Here is a 16,378-nt window from a genome sequence, read left to right on the forward strand (position 1 = left end):
AGGCCGCTCCTACAGGGGAACGCGTACCTCTCTGTAGGAGCGGCCTTGCGCCGCGAAAGGGGCGCAAAGCGCCCCCCCCGGGGTGCTACAACACTACGTCGCCCAGCGCCCGCCGGCCGGCATCCACCTCGGCAAATACCCCGAACGCCGCCGAAATCATCGCGCACAGGCGCTCGACCTGGACAGCGCTGTAGCGATCACTGCGGTAGGTGACCACCAGTCGCAGCGAGCGCTGGCCGTCGAACACATCCTCCATGATCTCGAACTGCAGGCCGAACATCGACTCGCTCTTGTCCGGGTCGATCTGCTTGTAGCGGATCGCCTGGCCCTCGGGCGTGCGCAGGGCGCCATTGAGGGCGTTGTTGGCGTGGATCTGCACGTACACATCGAACATCAGGCCCTCGGCGGGCGTCATGCCCAGTGCCTGCTGGATGGTCTCCATGGGCACGTCGGCATAGGCCATCGAGTCGTTGATCATCCGCGTCACATCGCCCAGCAGCTCACCCAGCGACTGCTCGGGGGCGAACTGCACACGGTGGGCGACCATGGTGGTGAAGTAGCCGACGGTGTCGAAGAACGCCGGATCCGTACGCCCCGAGGCCGAGGTGCCGATCACCAGGTCCGAGAGGTTGCCGAGCTTGTGCAGCGACAGGGCGATGGCGGTGTAGATCACGCTGAACAGCGATGATTGGTGCTGCCGGGCACTGGCGCCGAGTTGCTCCAGCACGCCGGGTTCGGGGCGCAGTTCCAGCCAGCGTGCGCGTGTGGTGGTTTGTTCGGCGGGAACGCTCGGGGCGTCGGCGCAGGCGGGCAGGGCAAGGCCACGGGTGGCGTCGCGCAGCAGCTCGGTCCAGTACGCCAGGTGGCGCGGGTTCGGGCCCTGGACACTCTGGGCGAGGGCGAATTCGTGGAAGGTACGCGCCGCCGCCGACCATTGCGGCGCCCGGTCCTGGGCGCGGGCCAGGTAGGCCTCGGCCAGTTCAGCCATGATCACGTTCAGCGACCACTCGTCGATGGCCATGTGGTGGACCAGGAACGACAGCACCTGGTGGCCGCTGTGCGGGTCACGCAGCAGACGCAGCCTCAGCGGCAACTCGCGGGCCAGGTCGAAGCGGTGCTTGGCCTCGCTGGCCAGGCTTGCCCCGGTGCTCTCGGCGCTGTTCCAGAACCACTTGTAGCGGCCCAGTTCGGCCAGCGGCGCGATGCGCTGGCAGGCGCTGTCGCCTTCGCCATGGTAGGTGGTGCGCAGGCTGGCGTGGCGTTCCAGCAGGTCAGTGAAGGCCTGTTGCAGCAGCACTTCGTCCACCGGGTCGTGGAAGTCCAGGGCAAAGGGCAAGTTGAAAATGGTGCCGTAGTCGAAGGCCGCGCAGGCGCGCCACAACGATGCCTGGGCCAGGGCCATTGGTGCCTGCTGGATATCCCCGGCCTGATCGCTGGCTTGGTTGGCTTGCCCTTGGCTCAGCTTGGCGCGGGTGGCCAGCGCCGACGCGCTGGGCGAGGCGAAAAAGTCGCTGAAGCGCAGTTCGATACCGTGCTCGCCCTGCAGGCGCCCGATGATCCGCGTGGCCAATAGCGAGTGGCCGCCCATATCGAAGAAATCGTCGTCCAGGGTCATGCCAGGCTCCGCCAGTGCCTGGCGGAACGCGTCGAGGATGCGTTGCGCGATGTCCGTCGAGGGCGCCTGCGACAGCGGTTCGAGCAGCAGTGGCTGGTCGCCGGCCTGGGCGTCGTATTCGGCGCGGATGCGTTCGAGCAGGGCTTGCGGCGACTGGCGCAGCACCGCATGGCAGAGCAGGCCGAGCGCGGCCTGCTGTTCGCCGGCCAGCAGCAGGGCCTCGAACGGCGGCTGCCTGGTGGAATCCCAGGGCGCCGCCTGGCGCGCCCGCAGCAGGGCGTCCATGCCCTCGGCCGCGCTCCGTTCGATACGCAGGCACGGGTACCAGCCGGGTTCCTGGGTCTTGTACAGGTCGCCGTCGTCGCTGAAGTGGTAGCGGCTGTTCAGGCCCGGCGTGGCTTCGACCACCGCCTGCACGGCCAGGGCCAGCAGCGACAGGTCGGCCCGGGGGCCAAGGCGCCAGGCGCCCAGTTGCCGGTGCAACCGCTCGGGTTGCTGCTGCTGGGCGAACCAGGCGAGTTCCTCGTGTTCGTCAAGGACCTGGGGCGAGGGTGGGGTGGTGTTGCGTTCCAACATAGCTAGCTTCCTGCTGTTCGATCGTTCAAGGCCCGCGTCGGCCTCACTGCCATCCATGGATCGCGGTGAGTGGCCGCGCAGAGGGGTTGCACCACCGGGGTGCATTGCGTGAATCCCGGGGATTCGTTATGGTGTGAAAGATGCAAATAATTATCATCTAGATTGGCGCACGTCAAAGCAAGCCGTCTGGAATGCACCACGCTCAGGGAGAGGTACCGTGGACAACGGAACGTTCGCGCTTCGTCAGCAGCTGCACCAGCTGTATCAGGATCATCACGGCTGGCTGTGCGACCTGCTGCGGCGCAAGCTCGGCAACTCGGTGGACGCGGCGGACCTGGCCCACGACATCTACCTGCACCTGATGAACAAGGGCCAGGTGCCCAGCGCCGAGCAGTCGCGCTGCCACCTCACGCAGATCGCCAACGGCAAGGTCATTGACCTGTACCGCCGTCGTCAGCGCGAAACCCGCTACCTCGAAGACCATGGCCTGCTGCCCGAGCCACGGGTGCCGTCGGAGGAGGCGCGGGCGTTGGTGGTCGAGGCTCTGGGGGCAATCGACAGCGCCCTGCAGCGGCACTCGCCCAAGGCGCGCCAGGCCCTGTTGCTGTGCCGCCTCGACGGCATGGCCCATCGCGCCATCGCCGCCGAGCTGCGGGTTTCGGTGTCCTCGGTGGAAAAATACATCGCCGCCGGCCTGCGCACCTGCAGGCGCTACCGGCTGGGCGGCGCCTGAGCGTGCGCAGATTTTCTTGCGGGTTTGACCGCCTCGTGCGGAATACAGGTTGAGAAGGACACGCGGGAAGGGCGCCCCTGGGACGGCCCGGCCCGCCCCTCGTGCTGAAAAGGAGCATTCATGAGTGTTGAACAAGGGGTGGCGGAATCGTCCGCCCGTGGGCCGGTCGCCGCGGTGCTTGCGCCGATACGCGGCCGATTGATCGTCGCCGGGCTGCTCGCCGCCCTGGGCGCCATGCTGACCCTGGCGCCCCTGGCGGCGATCGCTGAAGTTGCCCGGCTGGCCTTCGCCGGCGGGCAGGGCGTCGACCAGGCCTGGCCGGTCATCGCCGTGGGGCTGGGTTGCCTGTTTGCCGGCATGGCGCTGATCTCGCTGGGCGACCTGGTGGCGCACCTGGCCGACAACCACATCACCGGCACACTGCGCCTGGCGATCATCCGCCGCCTGGCGCGGGTACCGCTGGGCTGGTTCACCAGCCGCGCCTCGGGCGAGGTCAAGCAGGCCATGCAGGACGACATCGGCATCCTGCACAGCCTCACCGCGCACTTCTATACCACCCTCGGACGCAGCGCCGGAGCGGTGCTGGCCTCGATCGTCTACCTGTTCGCCATGGACTGGCGCATGGCGATCGTGTCGATGCTGCCGTTCCCGCTGTTCTTCCTGTTCTTCGCCCGCGCCCACCAGGCCAGCGCCCGCAACATGCAGGCCTTCGGCGCCGGCATGGGGCGGATCAACCAGGCGGTGGTCGAGTTCGTCAACGGCATCCCGGTGGTCAAGGCCTTCGGTGGCCAGCGCAAGGCCCATGGCAGCTACCGCGAGGCGGTGGACGCCTTCGCCGCGGCCTTCACCGACTTCACCCGGCCGCTGGTCAGCGCCATGGCCAATGCCAACGCGATGATCGCGCCGGTGTCGGTGCTCGGTGTGGTGCTGGCGTTCGGCACACTGTTCGTCAGCCTGGGCTGGATCACCCCGGTGCAGGTACTGCCGTTCGCCCTGGTGGCGCCGGGCATCTGCGCGCCGCTGCTGTTGCTGGCCTATATCACCCATGACCTGAACAACGCCACCGGTGCCGCCCAGCGCGTGCAGGCGCTGCTGCGCACGCCGGTGCTGGAGACCGACGACCAGGGCGCCGCCGGCAAGCTGCCGGCCAATGCTCGGATCGAAGTGCAGGGCCTGGGCTATCACTATGACCCGCGCAATCCGGTGCTGAGCGAGGTGTCGTTCACCCTCGAGCCCGGCACGGTGACCGCGGTGGTCGGTGCCTCGGGGGCCGGCAAGTCGACCCTGGCGCGCCTGCTGCTGCGCTTCTTCGACCCCAGCGCCGGGCGCATCACCCTGGGCGGCGTCGACCTGCGCCAGATCGACAGCGCCCAGCTGTACCGGCGTATCGGCTTCGTCCTGCAGGACGTGCGCCTGATCCATGCCAGCGTGCGCGAGAACATCGCCCTGGGCCGGCCTTCGGCGAGCCAGGAGCAGATCGAGGCGGCGGCACGGATCGCCAATATCCACGAGCGCATCCTCGCCCAGCCGCGCGGCTACGACGCGGTGATCGGCGAGGACGTGCAGTTCTCCGGCGGCGAGCTGCAACGACTGAGCATCGCCCGCGCCGTGCTGCTCGACCCGCCGGTGCTGGTGCTCGACGAAGCCACCGCGGCGGCCGACGCCGAAAACGAAGTCAAGCTGCAGCAGGCGCTGTCGCGCTTCGCCCAGGGACGCACGCTGCTGGTGATCGCCCACCGCCTGGACACGGTGATGCACGCCGACCAGATCCTGGTGCTGGACCAGGGCACGGTCGCAGAGCGAGGCAATCACGATGAACTGCTGGCCCGTCGCGGTCTGTACGCCCGCTTGTGGGCCGCCGGGGGTTATGCGAAGGCGCGGGTGACCGCGCAGGTGGAGGAGCACTGATCATGCTGGGGATTTTCGTTCGACTGCTCGGCGCCGACGCCGTGTTCCTGCGCCGCTACATTCGCCTTGCACTGGTGTATGGCGTGCTGTGCGGGCTGACCATCGTCACCCTGGTGCCGATCCTGCGTCACCTGCTGGGCAACCAGCTGGGAGCCGCCGGCCAATGGCTGGCGCTGCTGGCCGTGGGCGTGGTGGTGTGCTGGTACCTGCGCCGGCGGGTGGAGAAGGCCGGCATCGCCGTGGGCATCGCGGTGCTGCGCGGCGGCCGCCAGCGCCTGGGCGAGCATGTCGGCACGCTGCCGGTGGGTTGGTTCAGCGCCGCCAATACCGCGCGCCTTAGCCATGTCACCACCCAGGGCATGATGGAGATTGCCCAGCTGCCAGCCCACGTGTTCACGCCGCTGTTCACCGGGGTGGTGACGCCGCTGGTAATTCTCGTCGCGCTGTTGCTGGTCGACCTGCGCCTGGGCCTGGTGGCCCTGGTCAGCCTGCCGCTGCTGGCCCTGGTGATGCTGGCGACCATGCGCCTGGGCCAGCGCGCCGACCAGCGCTACCAGCGCGACACCGCGCAGACCAGCCAGCGCATGGTCGAGTTCGCCCAGGCGCAGTCGGTGCTGCGCGCCTTCAATGGCGAGCAGGGCGGCACGCGCTTCCTGGAGCAGGCCGTGGCCCAGCAACAGCAGGCCGCGCGCAAGCTGATCCAGCTCTCGGCGCTGTCGTCGGTGCTCAATGTCTGGGCGGTGCAGGCCAGCTTCGCCGCCTTGCTGGTGGTCGCCACGCTGTGGCTCGGCGAGCAGGCCGGCGCTGCCTTCGACAGCGCGACGGTGATCGCCACCCTGGTCGCGCTGGTGCTGGCGACCCGTTTCATCGATCCGCTGCTGGACGTGGCCGGCTACAGCGAGGTACTGCGTGGCACCCGTGGCCAGTTGCAGGCGGTGGCCGAGCTGCTGGCCGTCGAGCCGCTGCCTGAGCCCGCCGCACCGCAGGCGCCGGCCGACGGTTCGGTGCAACTGGAACAGGTCGGTTTCCGCTACGGCGATGACCAACCCGAGGTGCTGCGCGAAGTCAGCCTGGATATCGCGCCCGGCAGCATGACCGCACTGGTCGGCGCGTCGGGGTCGGGCAAGACCACCCTGGTGCGCCTGATCGCCCGGTTCTTCGATGTCACCCAGGGCCGGGTCAAGGTCGGCGGGGTGGATGTGCGGCAGATGTCCGCCGAACAGCTGGCCGGGCAGATCAGCCAGATCTTCCAGGACGCCTACCTGTTCCAGGGCAGCATCGCCGACAACATCCGCCTCGGCAAACCCGATGCCAGCGAGGCCGAGGTACTGGAAGCAGCGCGGCTGGCCGGGGTGCAGGAGATCCTCGAGCGCCTTCCCGAAGGCTTGCACACGCCGGTGGGCGAGGGCGGGGCGCGGCTGTCCGGCGGGGAGCGCCAGCGCATTTCGATTGCCCGTGCCTTGATCAAGGACGCGCCGATCCTGCTGATCGACGAGGCCACCGCGGCGCTGGATGCCGAGAACCAGGCGGCCATCGCCGAGGCGCTGGCACGGCTGCGCGGCAAGCGCACGCTGATCGTCATCGCCCACCAGCTGTCGACGGTGGCCATGGCCGACCAGATCGTGGTGCTGGACCAAGGGCGCATCCGCGAGCAGGGTGCCCATGCCCAGCTGGCTGCCGAAGGCGGGTTGTATGCGCATTTCCTCGAGCAACGCCGGGCCGCCAAAGGCTGGCGTATCGGCGAGGCGGCGGGTGATGGAGTGACCGCTTGAGTCGGGTGCTGCTGCCAACGCTGTTGTTACTGCTGTGTGGCGTTTCATTGATGGTCGGGGCCAGCCAGATGTCCTGGTCGGCCTTGTGGTCGGCCAGCGACGATGCCTGGCTGACCCTCACCGCCAGCCGCTTGCCACGCCTGGCGGCGCTGGTGCTGACCGGTGTCGGCCTGTCGATCTGCGGGGTGATCCTGCAGCAGATCGTGCGCAACCGCTTCGTCGAGCCGGCCACCTGCGGCGGACTCGACGCGGCCAAACTGGGCATCCTGGTGGCCCTGACCGTGCTGCCCGGGGCCGGGGCCAGCGGGCGCATGCTGTTCGCCCTGGTGTTCTGCCTGCTGGCGAGCCTGGTGTATGTGGCGATCATCCGCCGCATCCGCTTCACCAACCTGGTGCTGGTGCCGGTGATCGGCCTGATGTACGGCAGCCTGCTAAGCGCCATCGCCGAGTTCTACGCCTATCGCCACAACATCCTGCAGAGCATGCAGGGCTGGCTGCTGGGCGACTTCTCGCGGGTGATCGAGGGCAACTACGAGATCATCTACCTGATCCTGCCGATTGTCGTGCTCACCTACCTGTACGCCCAGCGCTTCACCGTGCTCGGCATGGGCGAGGGCATGGCCACCAGCCTCGGGCTCAACTACGCGGCCACCGCCATCCTCGGCCTGGTGCTGGTGGCGGTGACCGTGTCGGCCACGGTGATCACCGTGGGCGCGATTCCCTTCGTCGGCCTGGTGGTGCCTAACCTGGTGGCGCTGCGCTACGGCGAGAACCTCAAGCGCACCCTGCCCATCGTCGCCATGTGCGGCGCGGCGCTGCTGCTGGCCTGCGACATCCTCGGCCGGCTGCTGATCCACCCCTACGAAGTACCCATTGGCCTGACCGCCGGCAGTGTCGGTGGCGTGCTGTTCCTGTTGCTGATCCTGTGGAAGTGCAAATGATGCGCCGCGCCGCCTGGTTGTTGTTGCCGGCCCTGACGCTGGCGTTCCTGTTGCTGGGCTCGGGCATGGACTTCAGCTACGTGATCCCCAAGCGCCTGGTGCGCCTGGGCGCGATCGTCGTGGCCGGGGTGTGCATCGCCTTGTCCTCGGTGATCTTCCAGACCCTGGCCGGCAACCGCGTGCTGACCCCGGCGATCATGGGCTACGAAGGCATCTACCTGCTGTTCCAGGCCCTGCTGGTGCTGTGGCTGGGGACCGCCAGCGTGGCGCTGCTGGGCGCCCAGGGCAACGCGCTGCTGTCGATTGCGCTGATGCTCGGTTACTCGTGGCTGCTGCAACGCTGGCTGCTGCGCGAGGGGCGGGGTGATGTCTATCGCCTGTTGCTGCTGGGCCTGGTGCTGACCATGGTGCTGGGCACCTTCACCCAGTTCATCCAGCTCAAGACCAGTCCGGGGGAATTCTCCATCCTGCAGAGCCTGGGCTACACCAGCTTCAACCGCGCCCAGCCGGCCCAGGTGCTGTACTCGGGCCTGCTGGTGGCGGCGGTGGCGCTGCTGGTGGCGCGCGGCACGCGGGTGCTCGACGTGCTGGCGCTGGGGCGCGACCAGGCCATCGCCCTGGGCCTGGACCATACCCGCTGCCTACGCCTGCAGATGGCGCTGATCGCGGTGCTGGTGGCGGTGTCCACCAGCCTGGTGGGGCCAACCGCGTTCATGGGCGTGTTCGTCGCCAACATCGCCTATGCCCTGGCGCGCAGCGCCCGGCACCAGGTCACCCTGCCACTGGCCTGCGCCGTGGCCATCGGCATGTTCCTGCTCGCCCAACTGCTGGTCGAGCACCTGTTCAACTACCGGACCAGCGTGAGCATCCTCGTCAACCTGGTGTGCGGCGCGTACTTCCTCGCGCTGATGGTCCGCACCCGAGGCACCCCATGATCACCCTTGAACACCTGCACAAGGCCTACGGCGACAAGACCGTGCTCGACGATGTGAGCCTGGCGTTTCCCGCAGGCCAGGTCACTTCGCTGATCGGTCCCAACGGCGCCGGCAAGAGCACCCTGCTGATGTGCATCGCCCGGCTGCTGCCGGCCAATCGCGGGCGGATCCTGCTCGACGGCCAGGACATTGGCCGCATCGCCATCGCCGACTACGCCCGCCGCGTGGCCACCCTGCGCCAGGTGCTGGACTTCAACCTGCGCCTGACCGTCGAGGAGTTGGTCGCCTTCGGCCGCTTCCCGTACAGCCGCGGCCTGCTGACCGCCGACGACCAGCAGGTGATCGACGAGTCGCTGGATTTCCTGGGGCTGCAACCCCTGCGCGGGGCTTACCTCGACGAGCTCAGCGGCGGCCAGCGGCAGATGGCCTTCCTGGCCATGACCATCGCCCAGCGCACCGACCTGCTGCTGCTCGACGAGCCGCTGAACAACCTCGACATGAAGCACGCGGTGCAGATCATGCAGGCGATCCGCAGGCTCTGCGACGAGCAGGGGCGCACGGTGATCCTGGTGGTGCACGACATCAACTTCGCCGCCAACTATTCCGACCACATCGTCGCCATGAAGGGCGGCGCCGTGCACAGCCACGGGCCGGTCGCCGAGGTGGTCACCCAGGCCAACCTGCGCGCGCTGTTCGGCCTGGCCTTCGAGATCCTGCCCAGCGCGCACGGTTTTGTCTGCAACTACTTCAACCCATCACTATCGAGAGAGCTGGTATGAACGGAATCTGCAAGATACTGCTGGCCGCCACCGTGGCGGCTGCGTTGCCCGGCTGCGACCAGGCCCCGCCGGCACAGGCGCGCGCCGCCAGCGCCGACTACGCCCCGGTGAAGGTCGAGCACGCCCTGGGCACCACGCTGGTCGAACACCAGCCGCAGCGCGTGGTGGCCTTCGACATGAGCGAGCTGGACACCCTCGACCAACTCGGCGCGCCGGTGGTCGGCATCGCCAAGGACTATGTGGCGGGCTTCCTGGTCAAGTACCGCGACGACCCGCAGGTGGCCGATGTCGGCACCACCATCCAGCCCAACCTCGAGCGCCTGCATGCGCTCAAGCCCGACCTGATCCTGATTTCGCCGTTGCAGGCGCAGAGCTACCAGGAACTGAGCCAGATCGCCCCGACGGTGCACTATGACATCGACATGGACAACCGCCAGGGCAACGTCATCGACACCGCCAAGCAGCACTTGCTGACCGTCGGGCGGATCCTCGGCAAGGAAGAACGGGCCCGGGAAACCGCCGCGCGCATCGACGCCAAGGTGGCCCAGGTACGCCAGGTGACCGACGGGCGCCCGGAAAAGGCGCTGGTGGTGCTGCACAACAACGGCGCGTTCACCGCCTACGGTGTGCGCTCACGCTATGGCTTCATCTTCGACACCCTCGGGGTCAAACCGGCCAGCGACGACATGCAGGCCGGCCTGCACGGGCAGCCGATCTCCAACGAGTTCATTCACCAGGCCGACCCGGACATCCTCTACGTGATCGACCGCACCGCAGTAATGGAGCGCCGGGCCGCGCTGGACCGCGAGACCCTGGACAACCCGCTGCTGCGCCAGACCAAGGCGTGGAAAAACGGCCATGTGGTGTTCGTCGACCCGCAGACCTGGTACCTGTGCACGGCCAGCGTGACCTGCCTGGAGCGGGTAGCGGACGAAGTGGTGAAGGGGTATCAGGGCTGATCCTGCCATTTGACACACTCCCTGTAGGAGCGGCCTTGTGCCGCGAAAGGGCCGCAAAGCGGCCCCGGCGATCTTTGCGTCAACGCTGAAATCCTGGGGCCGCTGCGCAGCCCTTTCGCGGCACAAGGCCGCTCCTACACGGATAGTGGCCAAATGACTGTAATTTCTGTTGAGGGATTCACCGCCTCGTACGGAATGACTAATGAGAAACATTACCATTCCGTCCCGAAGGAACCCCTCATGTCGCCACTGCAATACCCCAAGGCCCCAAACCTGCCCCGCAGGGCCTTGCACATGGCCCTGCTGCTGGGCATGGCCACCCTTGCCGGCAATGCCTTCGCGCAACCGCCACGCCCCACCTCCTCGGCGCAGCAACAGACCCCCGATGTGAAGGAAGAGGGCCTGACCCTGCCGGAAACACTGGTACAGGACACCCGCGACGCCCTCGGCGCTCCGCCGCCGGAATATGCCGGTGGCCAGGTCGGCTCAGGCAGCCGGCTCGGGCTGATGGGCAACAAGGACTTCAGCGAAACGCCGTTCAATGCCATCAGCTACACCAAGGAATACATCGAGAACCGCCAAGCCCAGGACATCGGCTCGGTGATCGGCGCCACCGATCCGTCGGTCTACGTGCCGAGCAAGCGCGGCATCTTCGAAACCTTCTTCATTCGTGGCCTCTACAGCACCGGCAACGACATCACCTTCAACGGCCTGCCGAGCATGGCGCCGAACATGCGTGGCTCCACCGAGCTTGCCGAGCGCATCGAAGTGCTCAAGGGCCCGTCGGCGCTGCTCAACGGCATGCCGCCTGACGGCAGCGTCGGCGGCAGCATCAATATCGTGCCCAAGCGAGCCGGCGACGAGCCCCTGGCCCGGCTGACCACCTCCTACGAGTCCGACGGCCTGGCCGGCATGCATGCCGATATCGGCCGTCGCTTCGGCGACCAGAAGCAGTTCGGCGTGCGCTTCAACGGCGTCTACCGCGACGGCGACACCCCGGTGGACGACCAGCAGCATCGCATGCAGCTGTCGTCGCTGGCCCTGGACTGGCGCGGCGAGCGGGCGAGGGCGTCGCTGGACTACTACCACCAGCGCGAGCGCATGGACGGGGTCAACTATTTCGGCATCTCTTCGATCAGCCCCGGGGTGACCCACCTGCCCAAGGCCAAGAAGGGCGATCACTCGCTGGCTCCGGAGTGGGGCTACACCGTCAACGACACCGACACCGTGGTGCTGCGCGGCGAGTACGACCTCAACGACTCGCTCACCGCCTTTGCCGGCTGGGGCCATAGGGAAGGGGGCTACAACGCGCTGATGACCAGCGGCATGCTGCTCAATGATGCCGGCGACATCTCCGCCACGCCGATCCGCTCGGCCCGTGATGGCGAGCAGAAGTCTGGCGAAGTCGGCCTGCGCGGGCGTTTCGCCACCGGCCCCGTGGACCACGCCTGGTCGCTGGCGGCCACCCGCTACGACTCCGAGAACAGCTTCAAGGACAAGCGCCTGCCGACGCGCATCCTCACCAACTACTACAACCTGGACTACGGCCCGCGCCCGGAGATCGGCGAGTACGGCAATGTCACCTCGCGCATGCGCGCCCGGCTGAGCAGCGAAGCCTTGCTCGACACGATGTCGTTCCTCGATGACAAGGTGCAGTGGACCGTGGGCGCACGTCACCAGAACGTGCGAGCGTCGAACTACGACGGCAACCACCAGCGCACCTCCAAGGCCTACGATGAAAGCCGTGTATCGCCGGCCACGGCCCTGCTGGTCAAGGTCACCGACGAGCTGTCGCTGTACGGCAACTACATCGAAGGCCTGAGCCAGGGCGGTATTGCGCCGGACAACGCGCGAAACGCGGGTGCGATCATGGCGCCGTACCAGACCAAGCAGTACGAGCTGGGCGCCAAGCTCGACCTGGGCACCTTCGCCCACACGGTCAGTGTCTACCAGGTGAAGAAACCAAGCGCCTATACCGACCCGGCCACGCAGATCTACGGCGTGTACGGCGAGCAGCGCAACCGTGGCCTGGAATGGTCGTTCTTCGGCGAGCTCGAGCCGGGCCTGCGCCTGCTGGGCGGTGCGTCCTACACCAAGGCCGAGCTGACCAAGTCGATACGCAAGGAAAACGAAGGCAACCAGGCCACCGGCGTGCCCAAGGTGCTGGCCAAGCTCGGCGTCGAGTACGACCTGCGCGCGCTCCCCGGCCTGACCCTGACCGGTAACGCCAACTATGCCGGCCGGCGCTACGCCACCGATGCCAACAACCTGTCGCTGCCGTCCTACACCATCTTCGACCTGGGCGCCCGCTACAGCCTGAAGATTTCGGACAAACCGGTGACTTTCCGCGCCACCGTGCAGAACGTGGCCAACAAGGCCTACTGGATCGGTTCGTGGAACGGCGGTGATGGCAGTGGCCTGTCCGGTGGGCTGGGGACGCCGCGGTCGTTGTTGTTCTCTACCTCGGTGGATTTCTAGCCAGACCAGCACTGGCTACGTGGGAGGGGCGGTGCGACTTGCACCGCGATCACCACGCAGCCGGTGCCAGGCTCTGCAGCCCATGGACGCTGGATGACCATTTGCTACTTTTGCATCAAACTGCTGAACGGCCTTGCAAAATGGAGCACTGGTGAAGGTGTTCATGAGCGGGCGGTCAGTTTCAGCCCGACTACTGAGGAGATCCGATCATGGTGACTCGTATCAAAGCCTGCTCAATCTTGGCCAATGAAAAAGAACACATGCGGTTAACATTGGAAGCACTGGCGGATGTTGATACTGACTGTGTGATTGATCATCAGGCCGTTCAGGCCTGGGTTGATAGCCTCGGCACGGACACACCATTACCAGCGCCGCACGGTGACGCATAACCGCTCGTACAGGGTTCGAAGTTGACAAGCATCATCAGCGTGGGAGCGGGCTTGGCCCGCGATCACCGGCATAGCCGGTGCCAGGCGTGTGGTCACCAAGTGCTTGGCGATAGTCTTGCAGCGCCTACAAGATCGAGCGCCGCCCGCGCGGCGCATCGCGGGACAAGCCCGCTCCTACATTTTTTGCAACGTGCCGAACCTGTCAGGCTATGGTTGCCCGCCTTGGCGCTTGCCTTGAGACAGGTGAGGCGCCAGTGGTGCCCACGCTGAAACCGCGTCATACCAACAAGACGGACCCGGTAATGGCACAGGATTGACTGGCCCGAAACAGATGTAGGAGCGGCCTTGTGTCGCGATGCGCCGCGCGGGTGGCGCTCGATCTCAAGAGCGCTGCAACTCTCTTGTCGGACACCCCGCAGCCCCCTCACACCCGAAACCGCGACACACTCGCTTGCATACCCTGGGCAATCTCCCCTAACCGCTGCGCCGCCGAGGCCAGCTGCCGCGTGGTGTCGGTACTGTCCCGCGACATGCGGGCAATCAGCTCGACCTGCTGCGCCACCTCCTGGCTGGCCTTGGTCTGCTCGCCGATGGTCTGCGAGATCTCCTCGACCACCGAGGCGGCGCGGCGCGCCCCTTCACGAATCTGCTGGATCGACGCGCCGGCCTGGGTGGCCAGCTCCACCCCGGCGCGTACCCGGGTGACGCCAGTCTGCATGCTGTCCACGGCATTGCCGGTGCTGTGACGGATGCGCTCGATCATGTCGGCGATTTCCCGGGTCGACTGCGCCGTGCGCCCGGCCAGGCCGCGCACCTCGTCGGCCACCACGGCGAAGCCGCGTCCGGCGTCGCCGGCGCGAGCCGCCTCGATGGCCGCGTTGAGGGCCAGCAGGTTGGTCTGCTCAGCGATGGTATTGATCACCTGGATGATCGAGTAGATTTCCTCGGAGCTTTGCCCCAGCACAGTGATGGTTTCGGAGGAGCGATTGACCGCCTCGTCGATCCCCTGCATGCCGCCGACTACGCTGAGGATGACTTCGCCACCGTCGCTGGCCAGGCGCTCGGACTGACCGGAAATGGACTGCGCATCCCGGGCATGTTCGGCGATCTGCGCCAGGTTGGCGATCATCTGCTCGGTAGCCGAGGCCATGCTCACGGCGCTGTCGGACTGCTGGCTGGTGCGTTCCACCAGGCTGCTGGAGGCCTGGCCCAGTTCATCGGCTACCTCGCGCAGCAGCAGGTTTTCTTCGTGGATCGCCTTGATCATGTTGCCCAGGCTGTCGCGCATGTCGGCCAGCGAGCGCAGCAGGTGCCCGGTCTCGTCGCGGTCATGGACCTGGATCTGAGTAGTCAGGTCGCCCTGGGCGATGCGCTCGGCCACCGCCATGGTCTGGCTCAGGGGGCGCAGGATCGAGCGCAGCAGCAGGACGGTGCACAGCGCCAGGACCAGGGTGGCCAGGATCATCCCGCCGACCAGCACGGCGATGCCCTGGTGCAGGGTGGCGGTGCTCTGCTCGCGGCTCTTGTCGGCGTTGCCGGCGATCAGGTCGCTGAGGGTGCTGTTGCGCTGCTCCAGCTCCTTGAACGCCGCGACGAAGGCCGGCAACTGCGCCTGTGCCTGCTCGGGCGACTTCAACGCCAGCTGGATGATCGAGGTGGCGCTGGCGATGTACTGCTCCAGCAACGGGCCCAGGTCGCTGATCGCCTGGTGCAGATCGGTGTCCAGGGGCAGCTCGAGATTGCTCTGCACGACACTGCGGAACCACTTGGCGTGCTCGTCGAGGTCGGCCAGCACCTGGTTGGCGGTATCAACGTCGTCCGGCTTGACCAGCAGGGCGGCGAGCACGTCGGCACGCAGTGCGTCGTGCATCATGTCGCCTTCCATGTGATTGCGCAGGGCGGCCATGCTGTCCTCGCTGCGCTTGAGTGCCTGGTTCTGGTCATGCTCGGCGAGCAGGCCGCTACCGCCGAGCAACAGCGCGGCGAGGATGCTGACCAGACCGAACCCGATGGTTTTCTGGCGAATGTCCATTTCGAACGGCTCCATGAGGTAGGTCTGGTGAGCATAGATTGCTGGGTGTTTTTCGCCGTCGCTGCAGATTTTTCTATGATGCGAGGCAACGGTGTAGCGGATCGAACTTCTGGCGCTACGGTCGCGCGGCTATCGACCGGAGCTGTCTTCCTTGATAGCCGTCAATGGGCAGTGACCGTTGGCCCCAGCGGCGTCCGCCTGCGTTGGCGTGTAGAGTCCACGCTCCAGCATCGCTTGGCTGCTTGGCCAGACGTCAGGGCGTGGTAGCGGTGTATAGAAGGTCAGCGTCGGCTCGGCGACGGACTGGCAACTGAAGCCGATATGGCGAATGAGTACTTCCTGGTGGCGTTGCCAACCGTCAGGTAGTCGTGCCAGCAATCGGGTGTCAAACGGCTGCCAGAGTTGACCTGACGATGGATGCCAAGGGTAGGTCAAGTAGATTTCGATAGCTTGCCCCTGACGGTGCTGTACCCAATAGCCGCCCTGGTCGAGCAACCGCGTATCGCGCAGCAGCGCTGCTAGAAGGTCGCGATGAACGGCATGCACCTGATGTAGCAAACGGTGATGCTCGCCCGACTGGCTCAGGCGCGCACTGCAGTATTCGCTGCGCTGCAAGTTGTCGCCATCCCAGGCAAGGCCAAGGCGACGCTCGCCGGTTTCATCGCGGTAGTGCATGAATAGCGTGCCGCGATTGTGCCGAGCGTCAAGGTCGACCGCGACACCTTGATAGCGTGAAGTGACCGAGTACTGTCGGTGCAGTTCGAGCCAAGCCGACGGGCACTCCAGGGCTGACAGTAGACCGTGCAGCCGGTCGAAGTCGACGCGGCTGTGACGGTGGGCCGCCCCGAGCCAGAACATGGGCTTGGGGCGGGTTTGCAGGCGACCGTCCAGCAGCCGCCACGAACATTCCAGGCGCAGACCTGGCAGGGCAGCGAGGTGCTGCCCCAGCAACTGTAGTCGAGGCATGTGCGGCGACGCCATTACAGACCTTTGGCGAGCTGCGTGAGGCTGACCTGGCTCCAGTTGCGCAAGTGCTCCGAGCCTGCCAACGGCTCTAGGATTTGTGGGTTGTCCAAGCACAATGCATGGAGTTCCGCCAACGTGAAACTGTAGCCCAGTGCTTCGCTCCAGCGCAGCAGCCCGTGCCAGTCGCCGGGGGCGAGCAAGGCGAAACTGGGGCCGACCTTGGCGAAGAACGCCGGGTCCTGGAGTTTCCGGACAAACGAATTCAAGGCATCGCTATTGCTCATCAACATAACCT

The 16,378-nt window shown here is 66.6% G+C and carries 12 protein-coding genes and 1 pseudogene; 9 read left to right on the plus strand and 4 right to left on the minus strand.

The genetic code is table 11. The annotated features are described in order from the left end of the window. Positions 1–85: 85 nt before the first annotated feature. Positions 86–2,191, minus strand: coding sequence for a condensation domain-containing protein (locus tag LU671_RS16040; RefSeq protein ID WP_232856212.1), 2,106 nt, complete (start codon positions 2,189–2,191; stop codon positions 86–88). A 217-nt stretch (positions 2,192–2,408) separates the two neighbouring features. Here LU671_RS16040 and LU671_RS16045 point away from each other — a divergent pair, with 217 nt between their 5' ends. The 9 genes and pseudogenes from LU671_RS16045 to LU671_RS16085 form a co-directional block, all read left to right on the plus strand. Further along, entirely contained in the window at positions 2,409–2,924 is a 516-nt protein-coding gene (locus LU671_RS16045) for a sigma-70 family RNA polymerase sigma factor (protein WP_232856213.1), read from the plus strand. Between the two features lie 120 nt (positions 2,925–3,044). After that, positions 3,045–4,832: an ABC transporter ATP-binding protein gene (locus LU671_RS16050; RefSeq protein WP_232856214.1), complete on the plus strand. Its 1,788-nt coding sequence runs from the start codon at positions 3,045–3,047 to the stop codon at positions 4,830–4,832. A gap of 2 nt (positions 4,833–4,834) precedes the next feature. Next, positions 4,835–6,604 carry an ABC transporter ATP-binding protein gene (locus LU671_RS16055; protein ID WP_232856215.1) on the plus strand — a complete coding sequence of 590 codons (1,770 nt, stop codon included), beginning with the start codon at positions 4,835–4,837 and terminating at the stop codon, positions 6,602–6,604. Further along, on the plus strand, positions 6,601–7,545 hold the full coding sequence (locus LU671_RS16060) for an ABC transporter permease (protein WP_203646454.1): 945 nt from the start codon (positions 6,601–6,603) through the stop codon (positions 7,543–7,545). The genes LU671_RS16055 and LU671_RS16060 overlap by 4 nt, the downstream gene beginning before the upstream one ends. Beyond that, positions 7,545–8,480 (plus strand): iron chelate uptake ABC transporter family permease subunit, encoded by a 936-nt coding sequence (locus LU671_RS16065; protein WP_232856262.1) that lies wholly within the window; start codon positions 7,545–7,547, stop codon positions 8,478–8,480. Before LU671_RS16060 ends, LU671_RS16065 begins: the two co-directional genes overlap by 1 nt. Further along, the gene (locus tag LU671_RS16070) at positions 8,477–9,259 is read left to right on the plus strand and encodes an iron ABC transporter ATP-binding protein (RefSeq protein WP_186713321.1); all 783 of its coding nucleotides are present in this window, start codon (positions 8,477–8,479) and stop codon (positions 9,257–9,259) included. The genes LU671_RS16065 and LU671_RS16070 overlap by 4 nt, the downstream gene beginning before the upstream one ends. Further along, positions 9,256–10,218, plus strand: coding sequence for a siderophore ABC transporter substrate-binding protein (locus LU671_RS16075; protein WP_232856216.1), 963 nt, complete (start codon positions 9,256–9,258; stop codon positions 10,216–10,218). Before LU671_RS16070 ends, LU671_RS16075 begins: the two co-directional genes overlap by 4 nt. A gap of 240 nt (positions 10,219–10,458) precedes the next feature. Continuing rightward, entirely contained in the window at positions 10,459–12,696 is a 2,238-nt protein-coding gene (locus LU671_RS16080) for a TonB-dependent receptor (protein WP_232856217.1), read from the plus strand. Between the two features lie 248 nt (positions 12,697–12,944). After that, positions 12,945–13,085: pseudogene (locus tag LU671_RS16085) on the plus strand (CopG family transcriptional regulator); the annotation flags it as partial. Positions 13,086–13,509: 424 nt separating this feature from the next. Here the strand turns inward: LU671_RS16085 and LU671_RS16090 are convergent. The 3 genes from LU671_RS16090 to LU671_RS16100 form a co-directional block, all read right to left on the minus strand. Continuing rightward, entirely contained in the window at positions 13,510–15,117 is a 1,608-nt protein-coding gene (locus LU671_RS16090) for a methyl-accepting chemotaxis protein (RefSeq protein WP_232856218.1), read from the minus strand. Positions 15,118–15,246: 129 nt separating this feature from the next. Then, on the minus strand, positions 15,247–16,083 hold the full coding sequence (locus LU671_RS16095) for a hypothetical protein (protein ID WP_232856219.1): 837 nt from the start codon (positions 16,081–16,083) through the stop codon (positions 15,247–15,249). A gap of 14 nt (positions 16,084–16,097) precedes the next feature. Beyond that, positions 16,098–16,367 (minus strand): hypothetical protein, encoded by a 270-nt coding sequence (locus tag LU671_RS16100; RefSeq protein ID WP_232856220.1) that lies wholly within the window; start codon positions 16,365–16,367, stop codon positions 16,098–16,100. Between the last annotated feature and the right edge of the window lie 11 nt (positions 16,368–16,378).

The organism is Pseudomonas sp. NMI760_13, assembly GCF_021283245.1.
GTDB lineage: Bacteria > Pseudomonadota > Gammaproteobacteria > Pseudomonadales > Pseudomonadaceae > Aquipseudomonas > Aquipseudomonas peradeniyensis.

What these genes read in the sequence shown, in the direction of transcription:
- LU671_RS16040 (WP_232856212.1), bottom strand. Translation starts at nt 2,191, where the DNA reads ATGTTGGAACGCAACACCACCCCACCCTCGCCCCAGGTCCTTGACGAA.
- LU671_RS16050 (WP_232856214.1), top strand. Translation starts at nt 3,045, where the DNA reads ATGAGTGTTGAACAAGGGGTGGCGGAATCGTCCGCCCGTGGGCCGGTC.
- LU671_RS16055 (WP_232856215.1), top strand. Translation starts at nt 4,835, where the DNA reads ATGCTGGGGATTTTCGTTCGACTGCTCGGCGCCGACGCCGTGTTCCTG.
- LU671_RS16065 (WP_232856262.1), top strand. Translation starts at nt 7,545, where the DNA reads ATGCGCCGCGCCGCCTGGTTGTTGTTGCCGGCCCTGACGCTGGCGTTC.
- LU671_RS16070 (WP_186713321.1), top strand. Translation starts at nt 8,477, where the DNA reads ATGATCACCCTTGAACACCTGCACAAGGCCTACGGCGACAAGACCGTG.
- LU671_RS16075 (WP_232856216.1), top strand. Translation starts at nt 9,256, where the DNA reads ATGAACGGAATCTGCAAGATACTGCTGGCCGCCACCGTGGCGGCTGCG.
- LU671_RS16080 (WP_232856217.1), top strand. Translation starts at nt 10,459, where the DNA reads ATGTCGCCACTGCAATACCCCAAGGCCCCAAACCTGCCCCGCAGGGCC.
- LU671_RS16090 (WP_232856218.1), bottom strand. Translation starts at nt 15,117, where the DNA reads ATGGACATTCGCCAGAAAACCATCGGGTTCGGTCTGGTCAGCATCCTC.
- LU671_RS16095 (WP_232856219.1), bottom strand. Translation starts at nt 16,083, where the DNA reads ATGCCTCGACTACAGTTGCTGGGGCAGCACCTCGCTGCCCTGCCAGGT.
- LU671_RS16100 (WP_232856220.1), bottom strand. Translation starts at nt 16,367, where the DNA reads ATGAGCAATAGCGATGCCTTGAATTCGTTTGTCCGGAAACTCCAGGAC.